We start from the raw sequence: 21,593 nt of genomic DNA, 5'->3' as shown, positions 1-21,593 counted from the left end.
TCCCTCCTTATTTTTCAGATACCACCAAAGTGATGTGGCTGGTTCTTTTGTTGATCCGGCTTGCACGTCCCATAGCACGAGGGCGGAAACGTTTCATTGTCGGACCTTGGTTCACGAATACTTGCGTGATAACCAGTTTGTTCACATCCAATTGGTAGTTGTGCTCAGCGTTAGCAATAGCAGAGTTCAGCAACTTCTCAACAATCGGGGAAGCAGATTTCGGCGTGTGACGCAAAATAGCGATCGCTTCGCCAACCTTTTTGCCGCGAATCAAATCGACAACCAGCTGTGCTTTACGAGGAGCAATACGTACGAAATTTACGTGCGCTTTAGCTTCTGGCATGGATGAACCTCCTCTCAACATTCATAAAAGATAGTGGGCAAATTAACGTCTGCCCGTTTTCTTATCGTCGTCATGGCCTTTGTACGTACGAGTTGGTGCAAATTCACCGAACTTGTGTCCTACCATGTCTTCTGTTACATAAACCGGCACGTGTTTACGGCCGTCATACACCGCAATTGTGTGTCCAATGAATTGCGGGAAAATCGTCGAGCGGCGCGACCAAGTTTTGATCACGACTTTTTTGTTGCTTTCGTTCAGTTCCTCGACCTTTTTGAGCAGGTGGCCGTCAATAAACGGTCCTTTTTTCAAACTGCGACCCATTCGGAGTCCTCCCTTCGCAGAAACGTAGCTTGTATCAAGCGGTTATTACTTCGTACGACGACGAATAATATATTGGCTCGATGCTTTTTTCTTCTTGCGCGTTTTGTAACCAAGCGTCGGTTTGCCCCAAGGAGACATAGGGGATTTACGACCGATTGGAGCACGGCCTTCACCACCACCGTGTGGGTGATCGTTCGGGTTCATTACTACGCCGCGGACTTCAGGACGTTTGCCCATCCAACGGGAACGGCCGGCTTTACCGATTTTCACGAGTTCGTGATCTTCGTTGCCAACAGAACCGATTGTTGCACGGCAAGTGTTCAGGATACGACGTACTTCACCAGAAGTCAGACGGATCGAAACATAATCTTCTTCTTTACCAAGAAGTTGAGCATCAGTACCAGCTGCGCGAACCAATTGGCCGCCTTTGCCTGGCTTCAGCTCGATGTTGTGGATAACTGTACCTACAGGAATGTTCACAAGCGGCAATGCGTTACCAATTTTGATGTCTGCATCAGGACCGGAAACGACTTTATCGCCAACTTTCAGACCTTTTGGTGCGATGATGTATGCTTTCTCACCATCAACGTAGTTGATCAAAGCGATATTCGATGTACGGTTTGGATCGTATTCGATCGAAGCCACGTTACCGATGATACCGTCTTTGTTACGTTTGAAATCGATGATCCGGTATTTACGTTTGTGTCCGCCGCCGTGGTGACGAACCGTAATTTTACCTTGGTTGTTGCGGCCAGCTTTTTTGAAAAGCGGAGCAAGCAACGATTTCTCCGGTGTGCTTGTTGTGATCTCTTCAAAAGTCGAGACGGACATGCCGCGACGGGCCGGGGAAGTCGGTTTATACTTTTTGATTGGCACTTGTATTCCCTCCTTTTCTATACAGACGTTTCAAAGAACTCAAGTTCTTTGCTGTCATCGCTCAGTTGAACGATTGCTTTTTTCCAATCAGGTCTATAGCCACTGTGTTTACCATAGCGTTTAGGCTTGCCTGCAACGCGCATTGTGTTAACGCCAGTCACTTTTACTTTAAAGATTTGCTCAATAGCATCTTTAATTTCGGTTTTGTTAGCACGGAGATCGACTTCAAACACATAACGTTTGGCAGCCATGTAATCGCTCGTGCGCTCCGTAATAACAGGGCGTTTGATAATATCGCGAGGATTTTTCATTACGCAAACACCTCCTGTACTTTCTCTACCGCTTCTTTCGTGATGATGAGCTTGTCATGTACCAAGACATCCAGAACATTAATGCCGTCAGCTGCGACGAATTTCACGCCTGGGATGTTACGTGCAGACAATGCTACATTATCATCATAGCTTGGCAAAACAACAAGTGCTTTGCGGTCAGCTTTCAGGTTGTTAAGAATCGCTGCGAATTCCTTCGTTTTAGGTGCCGCGAATGCCAGTTGATCCAGAACGATAATTTCGTTCGCGATCACTTTGGAAGACAATGCGGATTTAATCGCCAGACGGCGAACCTTCTTAGGAAGCTTGAACCCGTAAGAGCGTGGAGTAGGTCCGAAAACCGTACCGCCGCCAACCCATTGCGGGGAGCGAATGCTGCCTTGACGTGCACGGCCCGTACCTTTTTGTTTCCAAGGCTTACGACCGCCGCCGCGTACTTCGGAGCGTCCTTTAGTTTTGTGCGTTCCAGCGCGCTCTGCAGCTTGCTGAAGAACAACAGCGCTATGCAGCACGTGTGCGTTAGGTTGAATTCCGAATACGCTATCGGAAAGCTCAACTTCACCAACTTGTGCGCCACTCACGTTGTATACTGTTACTTTAGGCATTTCTTGTTCCTCCTTTCTTATAGCAATTAGTTCTTAACTGTTTGTTTTACTTTAACGAATCCGTTTTTCGGTCCAGGAATGGAGCCTTTAACGAGCAGTACGTTGCGTTCTGCATCTACACGGATAATTTCAAGCTTTTGAATCGTAACCGTTTCGCTGCCCATGTGACCTGGAAGGCGTTTGCCTTTCGGTACGCGGTTCGCTTGGATCGAACCCATGGAACCAGGACCACGGTGATAACGGGAGCCGTGAGCCATAGGACCCGTGCTTTGTCCCCAACGTTTGATAACGCCGGCAAAGCCTTTACCTTTGGAAATACCCGTTACGTCAACAAATTCGCCCTCTGCGAACAAGTCAGCACTTACTGTTTGGCCAACTTCATACTCACCCAGGTTAATTCCGCGAATTTCACGAACGTAGCGCTTAGGAGTTGTATTGGCTTTCTTCGCGTGGCCGATTTCCGGCTTGATCACTCTGGATTCCTTCTTATCGGAGAAACCGAGTTGAACAGCTTCATAGCCATCGTTTTCTTGGTCTTTCTTCTGAAGAACAACGCAAGGACCTGCTTCGATAACCGTAACCGGAATTACGTTACCTTCAGCGGTAAACACTTGAGTCATTCCAAGTTTTTTCCCTAAGATACCTTTCATGTTGACACCTCTTTTCCCTTCAATGATCAATTATGCTGTTATTACAGTTTGATTTCGATATCTACACCGGATGGTAAATCCAGGCGCATCAACGCATCAACCGTTTGCGGCGTTGGGTTCACAATGTCGATCAAGCGTTTATGTGTACGCTGTTCGAATTGTTCCCGAGAATCCTTGTACTTGTGTACCGCACGGAGAATGGTGATGATTTGCTTTTCCGTAGGTAACGGAATCGGCCCGGATACGCCTGCACCGGAACGTTTTGCAGTTTCAACGATTTTCTCTGCAGACTGGTCAAGAATTCTGTGATCGTATGCTTTCAAGCGAATACGAATCTTTTGCTTTGCCATATAAGTCCCTCCTTCTATCGCCCAATTTATTATCGGACATACTCCGTGAGAAAACCCGGCACATGCCCCATGGCAAAGGGGCCGGGTGTGTCGGCAACCTCTCACATCATCGCAACGTCACAGACCAACAGTCAATATTATAACGAAGTGGGCGGGCAATTGCAAGGGAAAATTGAATAACTTCGCCAGTATTGCTGCAATACTTGAATTATGATGCAGAAACGGCATTTTTATCGTTAAAATGGCCTTCTGCCACAGCCGCTGCTGATTCCGCTCGTTAATGTCTTTGACTAGCATAACTGACCTGTCCATCGAATCTCAAATCCAATTTCGCCCTGTAAGGGGCGAGGGGATTCACTTGTTGCTCAATAGCTTCTCTATATAATAGAAGAAACAAATTTATATACAGGCATCTGAACGCAAAAAATGCAGCTATGTCGTTGGATGCACGGGCAAGCCCGGACCCAACATAGCTGCATTCCTACCAATCAAATCATTAACCGAGTACGACGCGGTCATCCGCCATCTTCTTGCCGCTGATCTGTTCGAATTCGCCAAGCAGACGCTCGACCGTCAGATCCTTCTTCCGGTCTTCATTAACTTCAAGAATGATCTTGCCTTTGTCCATCATAATCAATCGATTGCCAAGACGAATCGCCTGCTCCATGTTGTGGGTAACCATCAGCGTAGTGAGATTCATCTCACGAACGAGTGATTCCGTCAATGTCGTAATGAGCTCGGCACGTGCAGGATCGAGCGCCGCGGTGTGCTCGTCCAGCAGCAATATCTGAGGCTTCGTAAACGTCGCCATCAGCAGGCTAAGCGCTTGGCGCTCGCCGCCCGACAGCAAGCCTACCTTTGCGCTAAGACGGTTCTCAAGGCCAATGCCAAGCCGTGACAGCTGCTCACGGAAAATCGTACGGCGGCCTCGATTAATACTGAGCGAGAAGCCTCTTTGCTGGCCGCGTTTGTAGGCCATCGCCAGGTTTTCTTCAATAGACATACGCGGAGCCGTTCCCGCCATTGGATCCTGAAAAACGCGGCCAATCCATTTGCTTCTGCGGTATTCAGGCAAGCCGCTAATATTTTTTCCGTCAATGCGCACTTCACCGATATCCGGCTTCATAACGCCAGAGATAATATTCATTAACGTCGACTTGCCAGCTCCGTTACTCCCGATAACCGTTATGAAGTCACCCGGCTTCATGGCCAGATTGACATTAACGAGCGCTGTTTTCTCGTCCAGCGTACCTGGGTTGAACAGCTTGGATACTTGAGCAATTTCCAGCATCAGCGTCCTCCCCCTTTCTGTCCGTTCCCGCCCAGAATTTCAGCGGTGCGCTTGCGTGCCAGGCTCTTCTGCTTCCATGACTTCTGCATGGAAGGGAATACAAGCGCTACAATAACGATTACCGCCGTTATGAGCTTGAGATCCGAGGCTTCGAGGAAGTCACTTTGATAAGCAAGGCCGATAATAATACGATAGACAATAGATCCCAATACGACTGCAAGCGTTGCGCGGAATACGGACTTGGCGCCAAAAATCGCTTCGCCGATAATAACGGAGGCTAGTCCGATTACAATCATGCCTACACCCATCGAAATGTCGGCAAATCCGCTTTGTTGCGCAATCAGCGAGCCGGATAGCGCAACCAGACCGTTGGATAACGCGATGCCCAATATTTTCGTATTGTCTGTGTTTGTACCAAAGCTTCTGATCATCCGTTCGTTATCACCGGTCGCACGCAGGCTAAGCCCGAGATCGGTACGGAAAAACAAGTCCAGCAGCAATTTAATTGCAATTACGACAAACGGCATTAGCAGCAGCACCTTCATGCTGGAGAATACCGTTACAATATCTGGCCCCATCAGACCGATATTCGGTTTGCCGCCGAGTATTCTCATATTAATGGAGTACAAGGCGATCATCATCAGAATACCAGACAATAGACCATTAATTTTACCCTTTGTATGAAGAATGCCTGTTATTGATCCAGCGATCGCGCCGGCCCCAAATGCTGCAAGGCAGGCCACCCAAGGTGAAACTCCGTCTGTAATGAGAACCGCCGCAACCGCCGCACCGGTCGTAAAGCTGGCGTCGACCGTAAGGTCGGGAAAGTCCAAGATGCGGAAAGTAATGTAGACGCCTAGAGCCATAAGCGAGTAGATCAATCCAAGCTCAAAAGCACCGTTTAACCATACTGGCACCGGTGGCACCTCCTTAGAAAATAGAAAACAGGATGAACACAAGGAGCGTTCACCCCGTTCTCTTCCTTACTATTCGATAATGTTTTTAGCCGGGTCTTTAACGCCAGCTTTCATTTGGTCTGTTACTGTAATGCCTTGGTCAGCAGCTGCCTTCATATTAAGGATCAGATCCAGCTTATCCGGAACGGTTACTTTCATTTCAGCCGGGTTTTTGCCTTTCAAAATTTCAGCAGCCATTTCACCAACCTGGTAGCCGTGATCGTAGTATTTGAAACCAACTGTTGCAAAAGCACCTTTCTCAACCGTATCACGGTCACTCGAGAAGAATGGGATATCGTTATCCTTCGCGATTTGCAGCAGGCTCTCAACAGCAGCTACAACCGTGTTATCAAGCGCGATGAACATAGCATCTACTTTACCTACCAGAGATTCACCAGCTTGCTTAACTTCAGATGTGTTCGTTACTGCAGCTTGTACCAGCTTAATGTTATGCTTAGCGAGCGCTTGCTCCGCGTTTTTCGCCATTACGACTGCGTTAGTCTCGCCTTTATTAATAACCATACCTACGTTTTTCACATTCGGAAAGTTAGCAGCGATGAAATCCATCAGTTGAACGACTGCTTCAGGGTTCGTATCCGAAGCGCCTGTTACATTGCCGCCTGGAGCGTCAAGGTTCGATACGAGCTTAGCATCAAGCGGATCCGTTACAGCTGCGAACAATACAGGGCCTTTGTTGCCTGCTTTGTCATAGGCTTGTACAATGGCTTGTGCCGACGGCGTTGCGATACCCAGTGCCAGGTCTGCTTTCGCACCGGCAATTTTTTGTGCAATGGAACCGTTGTTTGTTTGGTCGCCTTGTGCTGTATTAAAATCTACAGTCAAGTTGTCGCCTTCAACAAAACCTGCATCCTTCAAGGCAGCAAGAAAACCTTCTCTTGTTGCATCAAGGGACGGGTGCTCTACGATTTGTGAAATCGAAATTTTATACTTTTTGCTATCCGTTGGTGCTTCAGAACCGCTGTTCTCTGTACCTGTGGACCCATTGTTACCGCCCGATGTGTTATTTTCCGTCTTGCTTCCGCATGCCGAGACAACCAGCAGCAGGACCAGCGCAAGCGGTACCAGCCATTTCATTTTCATTATTGTTTAACCCCTCTCGTCTCTTTGCCGACCTCATTATCCCCAATAATTATCAATACAATAAACAGGAATAATTGTTATTCAGTAAAATAGTCAATTGCCGACAATATTAGTTTTATAGTAAATGCGCCATTTCATCATGTCAATGCTTATGTTAGAGTAAAAATTAACATATGAAAGCGGTTTCTGTTTTTAGAAACAAGCCCGCAAATAAAGAAGGCTATCCCGAGCAAGCCCGGAATAGCCTTCTTGTATTCCAATGCGGCTTAAAGCCGCGTGGAATTATTTTTGGATAGTTGCTACAGCGCCAGCGCCTACAGTACGGCCGCCTTCACGGATGGAGAAGCGAGTGCCTTCTTCAACCGCGATTGGAGCGATCAGTTCAACTGTAACCGTGATGTTGTCGCCAGGCATAACCATCTCAGTGCCTTCTGGCAGGTTGATGATACCTGTAACGTCAGTTGTACGGAAGTAGAACTGTGGACGGTAACCAGTGAAGAAAGGTTTGTGACGTCCGCCCTCTTCTTTAGTCAGAACGTAGATTTGAGCTGTGAAGTTAGTGTGTGGTTTAACCGAAGCTGGTTTAGCCAAAACTTGTCCACGCTCGATATCTTTACGGTCAACACCACGAAGCAGTGCGCCGATGTTGTCGCCCGCTTGAGCGGAGTCCATCAATTTACGGAACATTTCTACGCCCGTAACAACGGATTTGCGAGTTTCTTCAGCCAGACCAACGATTTCGATCTCGTCGCCGACTTTAACCACACCACGATCGATACGGCCAGTTGCAACTGTACCACGACCAGTGATTGTGAATACGTCCTCGACAGGCATCAGGAAAGGCTTAGCAGTGTCGCGCTCTGGAGTTGGGATGTAAGCATCCACTTGCTCGAACAGCTCAACGATTTTGTCAGCCCAAGGACCATCTGGGTTTTGCAGAGCTTCACGCGCTGCGCCACGGATGATTGGAGTGTCGTCGCCTGGGAACTCATACTCGGAAAGAAGGTCGCGAACTTCCATCTCAACCAGTTCAAGAAGCTCTTCGTCTTCAACCATGTCGCATTTGTTCAGGAATACAACAATGTAAGGTACGCCTACTTGGCGGGACAACAGGATGTGCTCGCGAGTTTGCGGCATAGGGCCGTCAGCTGCGGATACAACCAGGATTGCGCCGTCCATTTGAGCAGCACCAGTGATCATGTTTTTAACATAGTCGGCGTGACCTGGGCAGTCAACGTGAGCATAGTGACGGTTAGGAGTCTCATACTCAACGTGAGCTGTCGAGATTGTGATACCACGCTCGCGCTCTTCTGGAGCTTTGTCGATTTGGTCGAATGCGATTGCCGCGCCGCCGTATTTTTTGGAAAGTACAGTGGTGATAGCTGCAGTCAGAGTCGTTTTACCATGGTCGACGTGACCGATAGTACCGATATTAACGTGCGGTTTGTTACGTTCAAATTTAGCCTTTGCCATTGAACTTAATCCTCCTTAATATAACTAAAGTTTTATGTGTGGGCCGAATCTCCGCTTGCCGGGCAAGTGAAGATGTCGACCTAAGCAACCCGAAGGTCAATCAGCACTTTATTCTATTGAATTAAGCGCCTTTGCTTTTGGAGATGATTTCTTCAGAGATGTTGCGCGGTACTTCTTCATAGTGCGAAAGCTCCATGGAGAATACGCCACGGCCTTGCGTACCGGAACGAAGTGTTGTGGAATAACCAAACATCTCAGCCAAAGGCACCTTAGCACGGATAATTTGTGCGCCTGCACGAGTATCCATACCTTCGATGCGACCACGACGGGAGTTCAGCATGCCCATAACGTCGCCCATGTACTCTTCAGGAACCGTAACTTCAACTTTCATGATTGGCTCAAGCAGGACAGGTTTACACTTGTCTTTAGCTGCTTTAAGCGCCATCGATCCAGCGATTTTGAACGCCATCTCCGAGGAGTCAACGTCATGGTACGATCCGTCGAATACGATTGCTTTCACGTCAACGAGTGGGAAGCCGGCAATAACGCCGTTCTTCATTGATTCCTCGATACCCGCTTGGATAGGAGCAATAAATTCGCGCGGAATGGATCCGCCCACTGTTTTGTTTTCGAAAACAAATCCAGCGCCTGGCTCTTGTGGAATGAACTCAACCCAGCAATGGCCAAATTGACCTTTACCACCGGATTGACGAACGAACTTACCTTCCACTTTCGCTGCTTCACGGAATGTTTCACGATAAGCAACCTGCGGTTTACCAACGTTCGTCTCAACTTTGAATTCGCGAAGCATACGGTCAACCAGGATTTCAAGGTGAAGCTCACCCATACCCGAAATGATCGTTTGGTTCGTTTCTTCATCCGTATGAGCACGGAATGTTGGATCTTCTTCAGCAAGTTTGGAGATTGCGATACCCAATTTGTCTTGGTCTGCTTTCGTTTTTGGTTCGATAGCAACCGAGATAACCGGATCAGGGAAGTTCATCGATTCGAGAACGATCGGGAACTTCTCTTCGCAAAGTGTATCACCTGTAGTTGTATCTTTCAGACCAACTGCAGCGGCGATGTCGCCGGAATACACTTCGGAAATCTCTTGACGGCTGTTCGCGTGCATTTGCAGAATCCGGCCAATCCGCTCGCGTTTGTTCTTTGTTGCATTCAGAACATACGAACCGGATTTCAGGACGCCCGAGTACACACGGAAGAACGTCAGCTTACCAACATAAGGGTCAGTCATGATTTTGAATGCAAGAGCTGCGAACGGCTCTGTGTCGGAAGAAGGACGTACGCCTTCTTCACCGTCTTCAAGCGTACCTTTGATTGCTGGTACGTCAAGCGGCGACGGCAGGTAATCGACAACTGCATCCAATACCAATTGAACACCTTTGTTACGGTAAGAGGAACCTGCAACAACCGGGAAGATTTTAACTTCGCAAACACCTTTGCGGAGTGCTGCTTTCAGTTCTGCAACAGTGATTTCTTCACCTTCCAGATACTTCATTGTCAGCTCTTCATCCAATTCTGCAACCTTCTCAACAAGTTCCAGACGAAGTTCTTCAACTTGGTCTGCATATTGAGCAGGAATTTCGATTTTCTCAGGATCTTTCCCGAGATCATCTACGTATTTGTAAGCTACGCGTTCAACAATGTCGATAACACCAACGAAGTCGGACTCAGCACCGATAGGAAGCTGAATGGCAACTGCATTAGCTTGCAGACGCTCACGCATGTCTTTAATAACATTCAGATAGTCTGCACCGATGATATCCATCTTGTTGATGTAAGCGATCCGAGGAACGCCGTAACGGTCAGCTTGACGCCATACGGTTTCAGATTGAGGCTCAACGCCTTCTTTTGCACTGAAAACGCCAACGGCCCCGTCCAATACGCGCAGGGAACGTTCAACTTCTACTGTGAAGTCAACGTGTCCCGGGGTGTCGATAATATTAATGCGGTGACCCTTCCATTGAGCGGTCGTCGCGGCAGACGTAATCGTAATACCGCGTTCTTGTTCTTGTTCCATCCAGTCCATTGTCGCAGCGCCTTCGTGCACTTCGCCAATTTTGTGAGTACGGCCCGTGAAGAACAGAATCCGTTCAGTTGTTGTGGTTTTACCAGCGTCAATATGCGCCATAATCCCGATGTTACGCGTATTATTCAAGGAGAACTCTCTTGACATGAATTTGTCTCCTTTCGAATTGCGAGATTATCTCGGCAATCGATCTTTGTATTATGATTCTACCAACGGTAGTGAGCAAACGCTTTGTTCGCTTCTGCCATTTTGTGCGTGTCTTCGCGTTTCTTCACAGATGCGCCAGTGTTGTTGGAAGCATCGATGATTTCAGCAGCCAGACGTTCTTCCATCGTTTTTTCACCGCGGTTACGTGAGTAGTTCACGAGCCAACGGAGACCAAGCGACGTACGACGCTCTGGTTTAACCTCGATCGGCACTTGATAGTTAGCGCCGCCAACACGGCGAGCTTTAACCTCAAGTACAGGCATGATGTTTTTCAATGCTGCTTCGAACACTTCCATCGGATCTTTACCCGTGCGTTCTTGGATCAGCGTGAATGCATCATACAGCAACGTTTGTGCAACGCCGCGTTTGCCGTCGATCATAATACGGTTGATCAGACGAGTTACCAATTTGCTATTGTACACCGGATCCGGCAATACATCGCGTTTTGTTACAGGACCTTTGCGTGGCATGAGAAAGTCCCCCTTTCTTTCATAGTCGTTTAGCTTGCATTTGCAATTGGCTCACCCGAACGGGTGTATCCAACTTATTTTTTAACTTTTGGACGTTTAGTACCGTATTTCGAACGGGATTGACCGCGGTTGTTAACACCCGCTGTATCCAATGCGCCGCGAACGATATGGTAACGTACGCCCGGAAGGTCTTTTACACGACCGCCGCGGATCAGTACGACACTGTGCTCTTGCAGGTTGTGTCCGATACCCGGAATGTAAGCCGTTACCTCTACTTTGTTCGTCAGACGCACACGTGCGTATTTACGAAGCGCGGAGTTCGGTTTTTTCGGAGTCATCGTACCTACACGAGTGCACACACCGCGTTTTTGCGGAGCGCTGATGTTCGTAGCTTCACGTTTCAGGGCGTTAAAGCCTTTTTGCAAAGCAGGCGATTTCGATTTTACGACTTTAGCTTGACGTCCTTTGCGGACGAGCTGGTTAATTGTTGGCATGTTGCCACCCCCTTCCCATGATTCATGTCTTATTTAAAAATACAAGAATTCAATAAGCGTTACACTTACAACAAAATACTTGTATTTCTTCGCGAAACGAACTTTTGTTTACCAAAGGTTAACGAAAGCCGTTACGCTTATGGCAAGACATTACACCCAACTTTTAAGCCCACAGATCCAGGTGGTTCGTAAAAGAACAAAAGAAAATTTCTGCCGGTCTACTTCTTGCAAACTACACCAGCAAAAATAATAGCAATTATTCGCCATCAGGGACAAGCGCTGCAGTTGCAGCACCGACGTCAATGCCGCAGGTTTCCCCTAGGCTCTCCATCGTGTCGGTCCACCGAATCGGTACACCCAGCCTCTCACACAGATGAACAATCTTCTCCTTCATCCGCTGATCTGCATCACGGGCAATGTAGACTTCGACTGCTTTATTCTGCTCAAGCATCTTCGTCGTCTGTTTTGCGCCAACCTTGAACTGCATGAAATCACCTTTCCTTATCGGAAGACACGTCACACAATTAGGCACACTTCGATATAGTATCACCTTGAACAGCCTCTGTCAAGCAACTACGGCTTCATGATAATTGTTAAACTTTTCTTAAGCCGTTTCAAACATGATGAGGCTTGTTCACTCATAAAAAGAGCGGATATCCGCCGTTAGGCTCATGCCCTCGCAGCGGATATCTCGCTCTTCGTCCAGAGCTTTGTACAAAAGGTGAATCTAGCTTACCTATTCAATCGCAACGGCTTCCGATTCCACTTCGCCCTGCTCTGCAACTTCCTCGTCTTCCAAACCAACGAGTTTGATGTTGCGGTAGCGAGTCATGCCGGTACCGGCCGGAATCAGCTTACCGATAATAACGTTCTCTTTCAGGCCGAGCAATTGGTCCACTTTGCCTTTGATCGCTGCATCGGTCAATACGCGAGTCGTCTCTTGGAAAGATGCTGCCGACAAGAAGGAGTCGGTCTCCAGGGACGCTTTCGTAATACCGAGCAGGACTGGCTTAGCGACTGCTGGCTCAAGTCCGGAAAGAATCGCTTCGCGGTTCTGAGTTTCATATTCATGAATGTCAACGAACGCGCCAGGAAGCAGCGTCGTGTCGCCTGCATCTACGATACGGATTTTGCGGAGCATTTGCTTAACGACAACCTCGACATGTTTATCATTGATTTCTACGCCTTGGTTACGATATACGCGTTGTACTTCCTGCAAAATATAGTTTTGAACGCCACGGATGCCTTTGATGCGCAGCATGTCTTTCGGATCGATCGAACCGTCCGTCAGCTCATCGCCGGCTTCAATTTGCTGGCCTTCCGTTACGCGGATACGCGAGCCGTAAGTAATTGCATATACTTTGGACTCTGCTTCGCCTTGAATTTCAATTTCGCGGCGGTCTTTCGCTTCGCGAATTTCTTTCACGACGCCGTCAAGCTCCGTAATGATCGCTTGACCTTTCGGATTACGCGCCTCGAACAACTCCTGGATACGCGGCAAACCTTGCGTAATATCGTCTCCGGCTACACCGCCGGTGTGGAACGTACGCATCGTGAGCTGTGTTCCCGGCTCGCCGATCGATTGCGCTGCGATAATGCCAACCGCTTCGCCGATTTCAACATGTTTGCCGGTCGCCAAGTTGCGGCCGTAGCAAATTTTGCAGACGCCGTGACGTGCGCGGCAGCTGAGAACCGAACGAATTTGCAGTTTTTCAATACCGGCATTGATGATCGCGTCTGCTTTGCTCGAATCGATCAGCTCGCTTTTCTTAACGATAATCTCACCCGTTTGCGGGTGACGAATCGTCTCGAACGAGTAGCGGCCTTCGATACGGTCATACAGATCCTCGATAACCTCTTTGCCGTCTTGAATTTTGCTGACGGTAAAGCCTTTATCCGTGCCGCAATCATCCTCGCGAACGATTACGTCCTGCGCAACGTCTACCAGACGACGGGTTAAGTAACCCGAGTCAGCGGTACGAAGCGCCGTATCGGCCAGACCTTTACGGGCACCGTGGGTCGAGATAAAGTACTCGAGGACGGTAAGGCCTTCACGGAAGTTCGATTTAATTGGCAACTCGATAATCCGGCCGGACGGGTTGGCCATCAGACCCCGCATACCGCCGAGTTGGGCGATCTGCGATTTGTTACCCCGTGCTTTGGAGTCAACCATGAGCATGATGGAGTTGTAACGGTCCATCGATCTCATGAGAATTTCGGTAATTTGATCTTTCGCTTTGCTCCAGATCTCGATTACGCGGTCATAGCGCTCTTCGTTCGTAATCAGGCCACGGCGGTACTGGTTCATAACGACCGCTACCTTGCCGTCGGATTCCTTCAGAATTTGAACCTTTTCTTCCGGAACGATAACGTCTGCTACTGCAACGGAGATACCCGCGCGAGTCGAATAGGTGAAGCCAAGCTGCTTGATGCGGTCAAGAATAATCGACGTCAATGTCGTATGGTAAATGCGGAAGCATTCGCCGATGATGTTGCCCAAATACTCTTTGCCTACGCCGCCGGCAATTGGAAGTTCATCCATGAACTTGTTCAAATCGCTGCCTTTGTCATAGACGAAGTATTTGTCAGGCGTCCCATACAGCAAGTTGGCTTTAGTAGCTTCGTTGATGTAAGGGAAATCTTCCGGATAAATTTCGTTGAAAATAACTTTACCAACAGTTGTACAAATGAGCGAATCCTGTTGTTTCTCTGTAAAGTTTGTTTTCTTCAAGACGCGGGCCGGTATGAAGATGCGGGCATGCAGCGACACGATGCTGCGCTGATAAGCGGAGATCGCTTCGTTAACCGAAGCAAATACAGAACCGCTTCCTTTCGCTTCCTTGTTGTCCATCGTCAGGTAGAAGGATCCGAGAACCATATCCTGCGATGGTGTAACGACCGGTTTGCCGTCTTTCGGGTTCAAAATGTTGCCCGATGCAAGCATGAGCAGACGCGCTTCCGTTTGAGCCTCAGCAGATAACGGTACGTGAACGGCCATTTGGTCACCGTCAAAGTCCGCGTTGTATGCTGTACATACGAGCGGGTGAAGCTTGATAGCGCGGCCTTCGACAAGGATCGGCTCAAACGCCTGGATGCCGAGACGGTGAAGGGTCGGTGCACGGTTCAGCAGAACCGGATGCTCCTTAATGACTTCTTCGAGTACGTCCCAAACTTCAGGGCTTACGCGTTCAACCTTGCGCTTCGCACTTTTAATGTTATGAGCAAGACCTTTGTTGACAAGCTCCTTCATAACGAATGGCTTGAACAGCTCCAGCGCCATTTCCTTCGGAAGTCCGCATTGGAACATCTTTAGGTTCGGTCCAACTACGATAACCGAACGGCCAGAGTAGTCAACCCGTTTCCCGAGCAAGTTTTGACGGAAACGGCCTTGTTTACCCTTCAGCATATGGCTGAGGGATTTCAAAGGACGGTTGCCTGGTCCTGTAACCGGACGGCCGCGGCGACCATTGTCGATCAGGGCGTCAACAGCTTCCTGAAGCATCCGTTTCTCGTTTTGTACGATGATGTCAGGAGCGCCAAGATCAAGCAGACGCTTCAGACGGTTGTTCCGGTTAATTACGCGACGGTACAGGTCATTCAAGTCGGACGTTGCAAAACGGCCGCCGTCGAGCTGAACCATTGGACGAAGCTCCGGAGGAATAACCGGAAGCACGTCAAGAATCATCCACTCCGGCTCATTGCCAGAGTTGCGGAATGCTTCAATGACTTCCAGACGCTTGATCGCACGGTTACGGCGTTGCCCTTGTGCAGTGCGCAGCTCTTCCTTCAGCGTCTCAAGCTCTTTCTCCACGTCGATATCCTGAAGCAGTTTTTTGACTGCTTCGGCACCCATGCCGGCTTGGAATCCGTAGCCGTATTTCTCACGGTAGCTGCGGTATTCTTTCTCCGACAACAGTTGTTTCTTCTCCAAAGGCGTATCGCCTGGGTCCGTTACAACATAAGATGCAAAGTAGATAATTTCCTCTAGCGAACGAGGCGACATATCCAAAGCCAAGCCCATACGGCTTGGAATCCCTTTAAAATACCAGATATGCGATACAGGAGCAGCCAATTCAATATGGCCCATACGCTCGCGGCGTACTTTCGCACGAGTTACTTCAACGCCGCAGCGATCGCAGACAACGCCTTTGTAACGTACACGCTTGTACTTGCCGCAATGGCATTCCCAGTCTTTGGTTGGTCCAAAGATTTTTTCGCAGAAGAGGCCTTCCTTCTCCGGTTTTAAAGTCCTATAGTTGATCGTCTCCGGTTTTTTGACTTCTCCGCGGGACCAAGAACGAATTTTATCCGGCGAGGCAAGCCCGATTTTCATATACTCGAAGTTGTTCACGTCCAACAAGGAGCAACCCTCCTTCGTCATGTATGGCTATGTCGTGCAAATTAGCGGCTGCACGTCCACGCATTAAGCGGGACGAGCAGCCTTGGTCATTTTTATTCAGCGCCCATTTCTGAGCCTTCAAGATTCAGGTTCAGCTTATCGCCTGCACCCTCATCCTCGTCATCCATTTCTTTCATCTCGATCTCTTCTTCATTCTCCGTCAGGATCTTAACGTCCATACCGAGAGATTGAAGCTCTTTGATCAATACTTTGAACGATTCCGGAACGCCTGGCTCCGGCACGTTCTCGCCTTTGACGATCGATTCATACGTCTTAACCCGGCCGACAACGTCATCGGATTTAACCGTAAGAATCTCTTGAAGCGTGTAGGCTGCGCCATAGGCTTCAAGCGCCCATACTTCCATCTCCCCGAAGCGCTGGCCGCCGAACTGGGCTTTACCGCCGAGTGGCTGCTGCGTAACGAGTGAGTAAGGACCTGTCGAACGAGCATGGATTTTATCGTCAACCATGTGCGCGAGCTTGATCATGTACATGACGCCGACCGTAACTTCACGTTCGAAGGATTCGCCCGTACGTCCGTCATACAAGACCGTTTTGCCGTTGCGCTGCATGCCGGCTTCTTCCATCGTATCGAATACGTCATACTCGCGCGCGCCGTCGAATACCGGCGTTGCGGCATGAAGTCCGAGCTGTTTGCAGGCCATGCCCAGATGGACTTCGAGCACTTGCCCGATGTTCATCCGCGAAGGTACGCCCAGCGGGTTCAATACGATTTCAACAGGAGTGCCGTCCGGCAGGAAAGGCATATCTTCCTCCGGCATAATGCGGGCGATAACCCCTTTGTTACCGTGACGTCCTGCCATTTTGTCGCCTTCGGAAATTTTCCGTTTTTGAGCAATATATACACGAACGAGCTGATTAACGCCTGGAGGCAGTTCATCGCCGTTCTCACGGGTAAACACTTTAACGTCAACGACAATGCCGTCCGTACCGTGAGGTACGCGGAGCGAAGTGTCGCGAACCTCGCGAGCCTTCTCGCCGAAGATCGCGTGGAGCAGCCGCTCTTCCGCTGTCAGCTCTGTTACGCCTTTAGGCGTTACTTTGCCGACAAGGATATCGCCTGCGCCAATCTCGGCGCCTACACGGATAATACCGCGCTCGTCAAGATTTTTGAGTGCTTCTTCGCCGACGTTCGGAATGTCGCGCGTAATTTCTTCCGGTCCAAGCTTCGTATCACGAGCTTCAGATTCATATTCTTCAATATGAATTGAAGTGTACACGTCTTCTTTAACCAGTTTCTCGCTAAGAAGAATAGCATCCTCGTAGTTGTAGCCTTCCCAAGTCATGAAAGCAACGACTACGTTGCGGCCAAGCGCCAATTCGCCTTGCTCGGTCGATGGACCGTCAGCAAGAATGTCGCCTTTTTTGATAACGTCGCCCTTACGGACGATTGGACGCTGGTTGATACAAGTTCCTTGGTTGGAACGTGTAAATTTGTGCAGCTTGTGTTTGACGAGGTCGCCTGTAACAGGTTTTCCGTCAAGCAGTTCAATACGGCGCAGCCAAATTTCGTTAGCCGATACGCGCTCGATGACACCATCGAACTTGGATACGATACATACGCCGGAATCTTTAGCAGCCTTGTGCTCCATCCCTGTGCCGACAAGCGGCGCTTTCGGAATCAACAGCGGAACTGCTTGCCGCTGCATGTTCGATCCCATCAGGGCGCGGTTGGAGTCATCATTCTCCAAGAACGGAATGAGCGCCGTCGCAACGGATACGACCTGTTTCGGCGATACGTCCATGTAATCGACGCGATCACTCGGCATGGTCAGAATGTTATCGGCTTGCTTGTTGTAACGTACGATCTGGCTTTCGTCTTCGAAACGGTTGTCTTCCGTCAGATTCGCATTTGCCTGACCGATGACATAGTTGTCTTCCTCATCGGCAGTCATATACGAGATTTGTTCGGTTACGACACCGCTCTTCGGATCAACCCAGCGGTATGGCGCCTCAATGAAGCCATACTCATTGATCCGAGCGAATGAGGACAGGGAGTTGATCAGACCGATATTCGGTCCCTCTGGCGTCTCGATCGGACACATCCGCCCATAGTGGGAGTGATGGACGTCACGGACTTCAAAGCCTGCGCGCTCACGCGTCAAACCGCCCGGTCCGAGTGCGGACAGACGACGTTTGTGCGTCAGTTCGGCAAGCGGATTCGTTTGGTCCATAAACTGCGACAGCTGCGACGAACCGAAGAACTCTTTAATCGACGCGATAACAGGCCGGATGTTGATCAACGCTTGAGGCGTGATCGCATTCGCGTCCTGAATCGACATTCTCTCGCGCACAACGCGCTCCATACGGGACAAGCCGATACGGAACTGGTTCTGCAGAAGCTCGCCTACCGAACGCAAACGGCGGTTGCCGAGATGGTCGATATCGTCCGTGCTTCCGACTCCGTGCAAGAGATTGATGAAATAGTTAATGGACGAAATGATGTCCGCAGGTGTAATATTTTTAACCGTTTTGTCAATGATGCCGTTGGAGATGACCTTAATCACCTTCGCATCATCAAGCGGCGAGAATACGCTGATCGTTTGCAGTGGAATACTATCTGCATCCAATACACCGTTGGCAACATGATAAGTCTTGAAGCCGACGTTTTTCTCCAGCTTGTCGAGGATATCGTCCAACAGGCGGCGGTCAATCACTTGGCCTGATTCAGCGATAATCTCGCCAGTTCCCGGATCAACAAGCGTCTCTGCAAGGCGCTGGTTGAACAAACGGTTTTTGATATGAAGCTTTTTATTGATTTTGTAACGACCGACATTCGCCAGATCGTAACGCTTTGGATCGAAGAAACGTGCAACCAGCAAGCTCTTCGCATTATCCAAAGTTGGCGGTTCGCCCGGACGCAGACGCTCGTAGATTTCGATCAGCGCTTTCTCTGTCGAATCCGTATTGTCTTTGTCCAGCGTGTTGCGGATATACTCGTCATGCCCTAGCAATTCGAGAATTTCAGCGTCAGTACCAAAGCCTAGAGCACGCAAAAGCACCGTAACCGGAATTTTCCGGGTGCGGTCGATACGAACGTAGATGATGTCCTTGGCATCCGTCTCGAGCTCCAGCCATGCTCCACGATTCGGAATAACCGTCGCCGTGTATGTTTTCTTACCGTTCTTATCAACCTTCGTGCTGAAGTACACACTAGGGGATCGCACCAACTGGCTGACAATAACGCGTTCCGCACCATTAATAATAAAGGTGCCGGTCTCGGTCATAAGAGGGAAGTCACCCATAAATACTTCCTGCTCTTTCACTTCGCCGGTTTCCTTATTAAAGAGCCGTACTTTAACGCGCAGCGGAGCCGCATACGTTACATCGCGTTCCTTTGATTCATCGACCGAATATTTCGGTTCGCCCAAGCTATAGTCGATAAACTCAAGCGATAGATTTCCCGTAAAGTCCTGAATCGGCGAAATGTCCTGGAACAACTCAAGCAAGTCGTTATCCAAAAACTTTTCGTACGATTTTTGTTGGATTTCAATCAGGTTCGGGACTTCCAGCACCTCGTTGATCCGGGCGTAACTTCTCCGCGTGCGCCGACCATACTGAACAAGTTGTCCTGCCAACTTAACCTCACCCCTCATGTCTGTCTCACAGCATCGATATCACTGCGTCAATTCAAATAAAGAAAAGCCCTTATCGAATATAGTTCGAAAAAAGAGCATGTTCCGGCAGTCAACCAAACGCAGCGCGGGCGTAATGGTTCCATATCAAGTAATTTTGCCCAAAATGTAAACATTATACGTCAAACGTGTTTTATTTATTCATTTCGCGCTGAAAATTCACGCTTGACATTTTAGTTGACTAAAGAGATTGAGCCCAATTTAATGCTGACATTTTATAATATTACCATATACGGATTGTCAAGTCAAGAAGACAGACATCCCTATTTTTTTGCCATATAAATCCGGTAGCCTTTGTCCTTGGAAACCTCTTCTACTTCTTCAAACAAAGATTGCAATTTCGCTTCCGCTGAGGGAGCTCCTTGCTTCTTCTGAATAACAACCCACATCGTTCCGCCAGGCACCAGAAGCTCGTAGCCCTCTTCAAAAATGCGGTGTACGGTCGCTTTGCCTGCTCGAATCGGTGGATTCGTCAGGATGACGTCAAAGCTTCTGCCTCCTACCGATTCATAGAGATCGCTCTGCAGCACCTCGACATTGGAAATGCCGTTTAGAGCTGCATTCTCCTTCGATAGCTCTACTGCTCTTTCATTGATGTCTATCATCGTGACCTTCCCTTGCGGAGCCAGTCTGGCAGCTGTCAGGCCGATAGGCCCGTAGCCGCATCCGACATCAAGCACATTGGCCGAAGGCGCAAGCTCCAACGCATTCAACAGCGCCCGGCTGCCATAGTCGACGCCGGATTTGGAGAACACACCGGCATCCGTCACGAATTTCAGCGTGAAGCCGCGAAGCTCGTCTTGATGAACTTGACGGTTATGCTTCACTCCCGGTTTCTGAGAGTAATAGTGGTCCGACATCTCGTGTATTCCTCCTGCCGCATCATATCGTTCGCATCAACATACAACGAACCCCTTGAAACAAGACGTTTCAAGGGGCCCGTTATGTTTCGCGAACGCGCACCGCTTCCAGCACGCACTCGCGAAAGGATTAAAGCGATATTACTTCACTTCTACAGCTGCGCCAGCTTCTTCAAGCTTAGCTTTAACTGCTTCTGCTTCTTCTTTAGCAACTTTTTCTTTGATTGCTTTAGGAGCGCCGTCAACCAGGTCTTTCGCTTCTTTCAGGCCAAGACCTGTGATTTCGCGAACAACTTTGATTACGTTGATTTTCGATGCGCCTGCGCTAGTCAGGATTACGTCGAATTCGGATTGCTCAGCTGCTTCAGCAGCGCCGCCAGCTACAACTGCTACTGGAGCAGCAGCTGTTACGCCGAATTCTTCTTCGATTGCTTTAACAAGATCGTTCAGTTCAAGAACGGTCATAACTTTGATGGCTTCCAAGATTTGCTCTTTAGACATGGTTATACCTCCGAAAATGGTTTTAGTTTTTTGTTGGTTGTTACGCCGCCGGCGTTAACCGCCGTCCGGTATTTATGACGTTGCTAGACTCAAGCGAATTAAGCTTGAGCTTCTTTTTGTTCGCCAACTGCTTTAACCGCAAGCGCGAAGTTGCGAACTGGAGCTTGCAGAACGCTGAGGAGCATGGAGAGCAAACCGTCGCGGGACGGAAGTTCCGCCAACGCTTTAATTTGTTCATGTCCTACAACTTTACCTTCAACAACGCCGCCTTTCAGTTTCAAAGCGTCGTTCTTTTTAGCGAAATCGTTAAGGATTTTCGCTGGAGCGACTGCGTCTTCACCGCCGAAAGCGATGGCTGTAGGACCAACCAGAATTTCGTTCAGGTCAGTCAATTCCGCAGCTTCAGTTGCGCGGCGAACGAGCGAGTTTTTCAATACTTGAAACTCGACACCAGCTTCACGCAGCTGTTTGCGAAGTTCGGTAACTTGCGCAACGTTCAATCCGCGATAATCGGCAACGACTGTGCTGGAGCTCTCGCGGAGCTTAGCCGTAATCGTCTCAACCGCTTGTTGTTTCTCTTGGATGATTTTTGCGTTTGCCAAACTGTACACCTCCTGTAATAGTTGTACATCCCGTTTACTACGACGAGCTTTCCCTGCCG

General features: G+C 49.0%; 20 protein-coding genes. All 20 read right to left on the bottom strand.

What is annotated here, in order from left to right:
• Positions 1-7: 7 nt before the first annotated feature.
• On the bottom strand, positions 8-343 hold the full coding sequence (rplV, locus tag ACFVVF_RS28750; RefSeq protein WP_387816695.1) for a 50S ribosomal protein L22: 336 nt from the start codon (positions 341-343) through the stop codon (positions 8-10).
• A 42-nt stretch (positions 344-385) separates the two neighbouring features.
• A complete protein-coding gene (gene rpsS, locus ACFVVF_RS28745; protein WP_042171439.1) occupies positions 386-664 on the bottom strand; it encodes a 30S ribosomal protein S19 in 279 nt (92 codons plus the stop codon).
• A gap of 45 nt (positions 665-709) precedes the next feature.
• Positions 710-1,540: a 50S ribosomal protein L2 gene (gene rplB, locus ACFVVF_RS28740; RefSeq protein ID WP_387816693.1), complete on the bottom strand. Its 831-nt coding sequence runs from the start codon at positions 1,538-1,540 to the stop codon at positions 710-712.
• A gap of 17 nt (positions 1,541-1,557) precedes the next feature.
• A complete protein-coding gene (gene rplW, locus ACFVVF_RS28735; protein WP_387816691.1) occupies positions 1,558-1,851 on the bottom strand; it encodes a 50S ribosomal protein L23 in 294 nt (97 codons plus the stop codon).
• A complete protein-coding gene (rplD, locus tag ACFVVF_RS28730) occupies positions 1,851-2,474 on the bottom strand; it encodes a 50S ribosomal protein L4 (protein WP_387816689.1) in 624 nt (207 codons plus the stop codon). The genes rplW and rplD overlap by 1 nt, the downstream gene beginning before the upstream one ends.
• Positions 2,475-2,500: 26 nt before the next feature.
• Positions 2,501-3,124 (bottom strand): 50S ribosomal protein L3, encoded by a 624-nt coding sequence (gene rplC / locus ACFVVF_RS28725; RefSeq protein WP_042171445.1) that lies wholly within the window; start codon positions 3,122-3,124, stop codon positions 2,501-2,503.
• Positions 3,125-3,165: 41 nt separating this feature from the next.
• Positions 3,166-3,474, bottom strand: a complete 309-nt coding sequence (gene rpsJ, locus ACFVVF_RS28720; protein WP_017692074.1) for a 30S ribosomal protein S10 — start codon at positions 3,472-3,474, stop codon at positions 3,166-3,168.
• A 496-nt stretch (positions 3,475-3,970) separates the two neighbouring features.
• Entirely contained in the window at positions 3,971-4,765 is a 795-nt protein-coding gene (locus ACFVVF_RS28715; RefSeq protein ID WP_387816687.1) for an ABC transporter ATP-binding protein, read from the bottom strand.
• A complete protein-coding gene (locus ACFVVF_RS28710; RefSeq protein WP_387816685.1) occupies positions 4,765-5,682 on the bottom strand; it encodes an ABC transporter permease in 918 nt (305 codons plus the stop codon). Before ACFVVF_RS28710 ends, ACFVVF_RS28715 begins: the two co-directional genes overlap by 1 nt.
• Before the next feature lie 69 nt (positions 5,683-5,751).
• A complete protein-coding gene (locus ACFVVF_RS28705) occupies positions 5,752-6,822 on the bottom strand; it encodes an ABC transporter substrate-binding protein (RefSeq protein WP_387816683.1) in 1,071 nt (356 codons plus the stop codon).
• A 282-nt stretch (positions 6,823-7,104) separates the two neighbouring features.
• Positions 7,105-8,295, bottom strand: coding sequence for an elongation factor Tu (gene tuf, locus ACFVVF_RS28700; protein ID WP_042171459.1), 1,191 nt, complete (start codon positions 8,293-8,295; stop codon positions 7,105-7,107).
• A 121-nt stretch (positions 8,296-8,416) separates the two neighbouring features.
• Positions 8,417-10,492: an elongation factor G gene (fusA, locus tag ACFVVF_RS28695; protein ID WP_387816680.1), complete on the bottom strand. Its 2,076-nt coding sequence runs from the start codon at positions 10,490-10,492 to the stop codon at positions 8,417-8,419.
• 59 nt (positions 10,493-10,551) lie between these two features.
• A complete protein-coding gene (gene rpsG / locus ACFVVF_RS28690) occupies positions 10,552-11,022 on the bottom strand; it encodes a 30S ribosomal protein S7 (RefSeq protein WP_042171461.1) in 471 nt (156 codons plus the stop codon).
• Positions 11,023-11,096: 74 nt separating this feature from the next.
• Complete coding sequence (rpsL, locus tag ACFVVF_RS28685; protein ID WP_188893047.1) at positions 11,097-11,516, bottom strand: 30S ribosomal protein S12; 420 nt, start codon at positions 11,514-11,516, stop codon at positions 11,097-11,099.
• A 256-nt stretch (positions 11,517-11,772) separates the two neighbouring features.
• Positions 11,773-12,003: a ribosomal L7Ae/L30e/S12e/Gadd45 family protein gene (locus ACFVVF_RS28680; RefSeq protein ID WP_387816678.1), complete on the bottom strand. Its 231-nt coding sequence runs from the start codon at positions 12,001-12,003 to the stop codon at positions 11,773-11,775.
• 249 nt (positions 12,004-12,252) lie between these two features.
• The gene (gene rpoC / locus ACFVVF_RS28675) at positions 12,253-15,849 is read right to left on the bottom strand and encodes a DNA-directed RNA polymerase subunit beta' (RefSeq protein ID WP_483875039.1); all 3,597 of its coding nucleotides are present in this window, start codon (positions 15,847-15,849) and stop codon (positions 12,253-12,255) included.
• Between the two features lie 119 nt (positions 15,850-15,968).
• A complete protein-coding gene (rpoB, locus tag ACFVVF_RS28670) occupies positions 15,969-19,532 on the bottom strand; it encodes a DNA-directed RNA polymerase subunit beta (protein WP_387816676.1) in 3,564 nt (1,187 codons plus the stop codon).
• A gap of 302 nt (positions 19,533-19,834) precedes the next feature.
• On the bottom strand, positions 19,835-20,431 hold the full coding sequence (locus tag ACFVVF_RS28665; RefSeq protein ID WP_387816674.1) for a class I SAM-dependent methyltransferase: 597 nt from the start codon (positions 20,429-20,431) through the stop codon (positions 19,835-19,837).
• A 141-nt stretch (positions 20,432-20,572) separates the two neighbouring features.
• Positions 20,573-20,932: a 50S ribosomal protein L7/L12 gene (rplL, locus tag ACFVVF_RS28660; RefSeq protein ID WP_042171466.1), complete on the bottom strand. Its 360-nt coding sequence runs from the start codon at positions 20,930-20,932 to the stop codon at positions 20,573-20,575.
• A 98-nt stretch (positions 20,933-21,030) separates the two neighbouring features.
• A complete protein-coding gene (gene rplJ / locus ACFVVF_RS28655) occupies positions 21,031-21,534 on the bottom strand; it encodes a 50S ribosomal protein L10 (RefSeq protein ID WP_387816672.1) in 504 nt (167 codons plus the stop codon).
• Positions 21,535-21,593 lie beyond the last annotated feature (59 nt).

The sequence above is a fragment of the Paenibacillus sp. NPDC058174 genome, assembly GCF_042883865.1.
GTDB lineage: Bacteria > Bacillota > Bacilli > Paenibacillales > Paenibacillaceae > Pristimantibacillus.
The sequence above is the reverse complement of the archived record's forward strand: the minus strand, read 5'-3'. Positions and strand labels throughout refer to the sequence as shown.

Bases quoted from the DNA above. Each gene is read 5' to 3' on its own strand.
- rpoB (WP_387816676.1), bottom strand. From the start codon at position 19,532: ATGAGGGGTGAGGTTAAGTTGGCAGGACAACTTGTTCAGTATGGTCGG.
- rplC (WP_042171445.1), bottom strand. From the start codon at position 3,124: ATGAAAGGTATCTTAGGGAAAAAACTTGGAATGACTCAAGTGTTTACC.
- fusA (WP_387816680.1), bottom strand. From the start codon at position 10,492: ATGTCAAGAGAGTTCTCCTTGAATAATACGCGTAACATCGGGATTATG.
- ACFVVF_RS28680 (WP_387816678.1), bottom strand. From the start codon at position 12,003: ATGCAGTTCAAGGTTGGCGCAAAACAGACGACGAAGATGCTTGAGCAG.
- rpsL (WP_188893047.1), bottom strand. From the start codon at position 11,516: ATGCCAACAATTAACCAGCTCGTCCGCAAAGGACGTCAAGCTAAAGTC.
- rplW (WP_387816691.1), bottom strand. From the start codon at position 1,851: ATGAAAAATCCTCGCGATATTATCAAACGCCCTGTTATTACGGAGCGC.
- rplD (WP_387816689.1), bottom strand. From the start codon at position 2,474: ATGCCTAAAGTAACAGTATACAACGTGAGTGGCGCACAAGTTGGTGAA.
- rpsS (WP_042171439.1), bottom strand. From the start codon at position 664: ATGGGTCGCAGTTTGAAAAAAGGACCGTTTATTGACGGCCACCTGCTC.
- ACFVVF_RS28705 (WP_387816683.1), bottom strand. From the start codon at position 6,822: ATGAAAATGAAATGGCTGGTACCGCTTGCGCTGGTCCTGCTGCTGGTT.
- ACFVVF_RS28715 (WP_387816687.1), bottom strand. From the start codon at position 4,765: ATGCTGGAAATTGCTCAAGTATCCAAGCTGTTCAACCCAGGTACGCTG.
- rplV (WP_387816695.1), bottom strand. From the start codon at position 343: ATGCCAGAAGCTAAAGCGCACGTAAATTTCGTACGTATTGCTCCTCGT.
- tuf (WP_042171459.1), bottom strand. From the start codon at position 8,295: ATGGCAAAGGCTAAATTTGAACGTAACAAACCGCACGTTAATATCGGT.
- rpsJ (WP_017692074.1), bottom strand. From the start codon at position 3,474: ATGGCAAAGCAAAAGATTCGTATTCGCTTGAAAGCATACGATCACAGA.
- rplL (WP_042171466.1), bottom strand. From the start codon at position 20,932: ATGTCTAAAGAGCAAATCTTGGAAGCCATCAAAGTTATGACCGTTCTT.
- rpsG (WP_042171461.1), bottom strand. From the start codon at position 11,022: ATGCCACGCAAAGGTCCTGTAACAAAACGCGATGTATTGCCGGATCCG.
- rpoC (WP_483875039.1), bottom strand. From the start codon at position 15,849: ATGAAAATCGGGCTTGCCTCGCCGGATAAAATTCGTTCTTGGTCCCGC.
- ACFVVF_RS28665 (WP_387816674.1), bottom strand. From the start codon at position 20,431: ATGTCGGACCACTATTACTCTCAGAAACCGGGAGTGAAGCATAACCGT.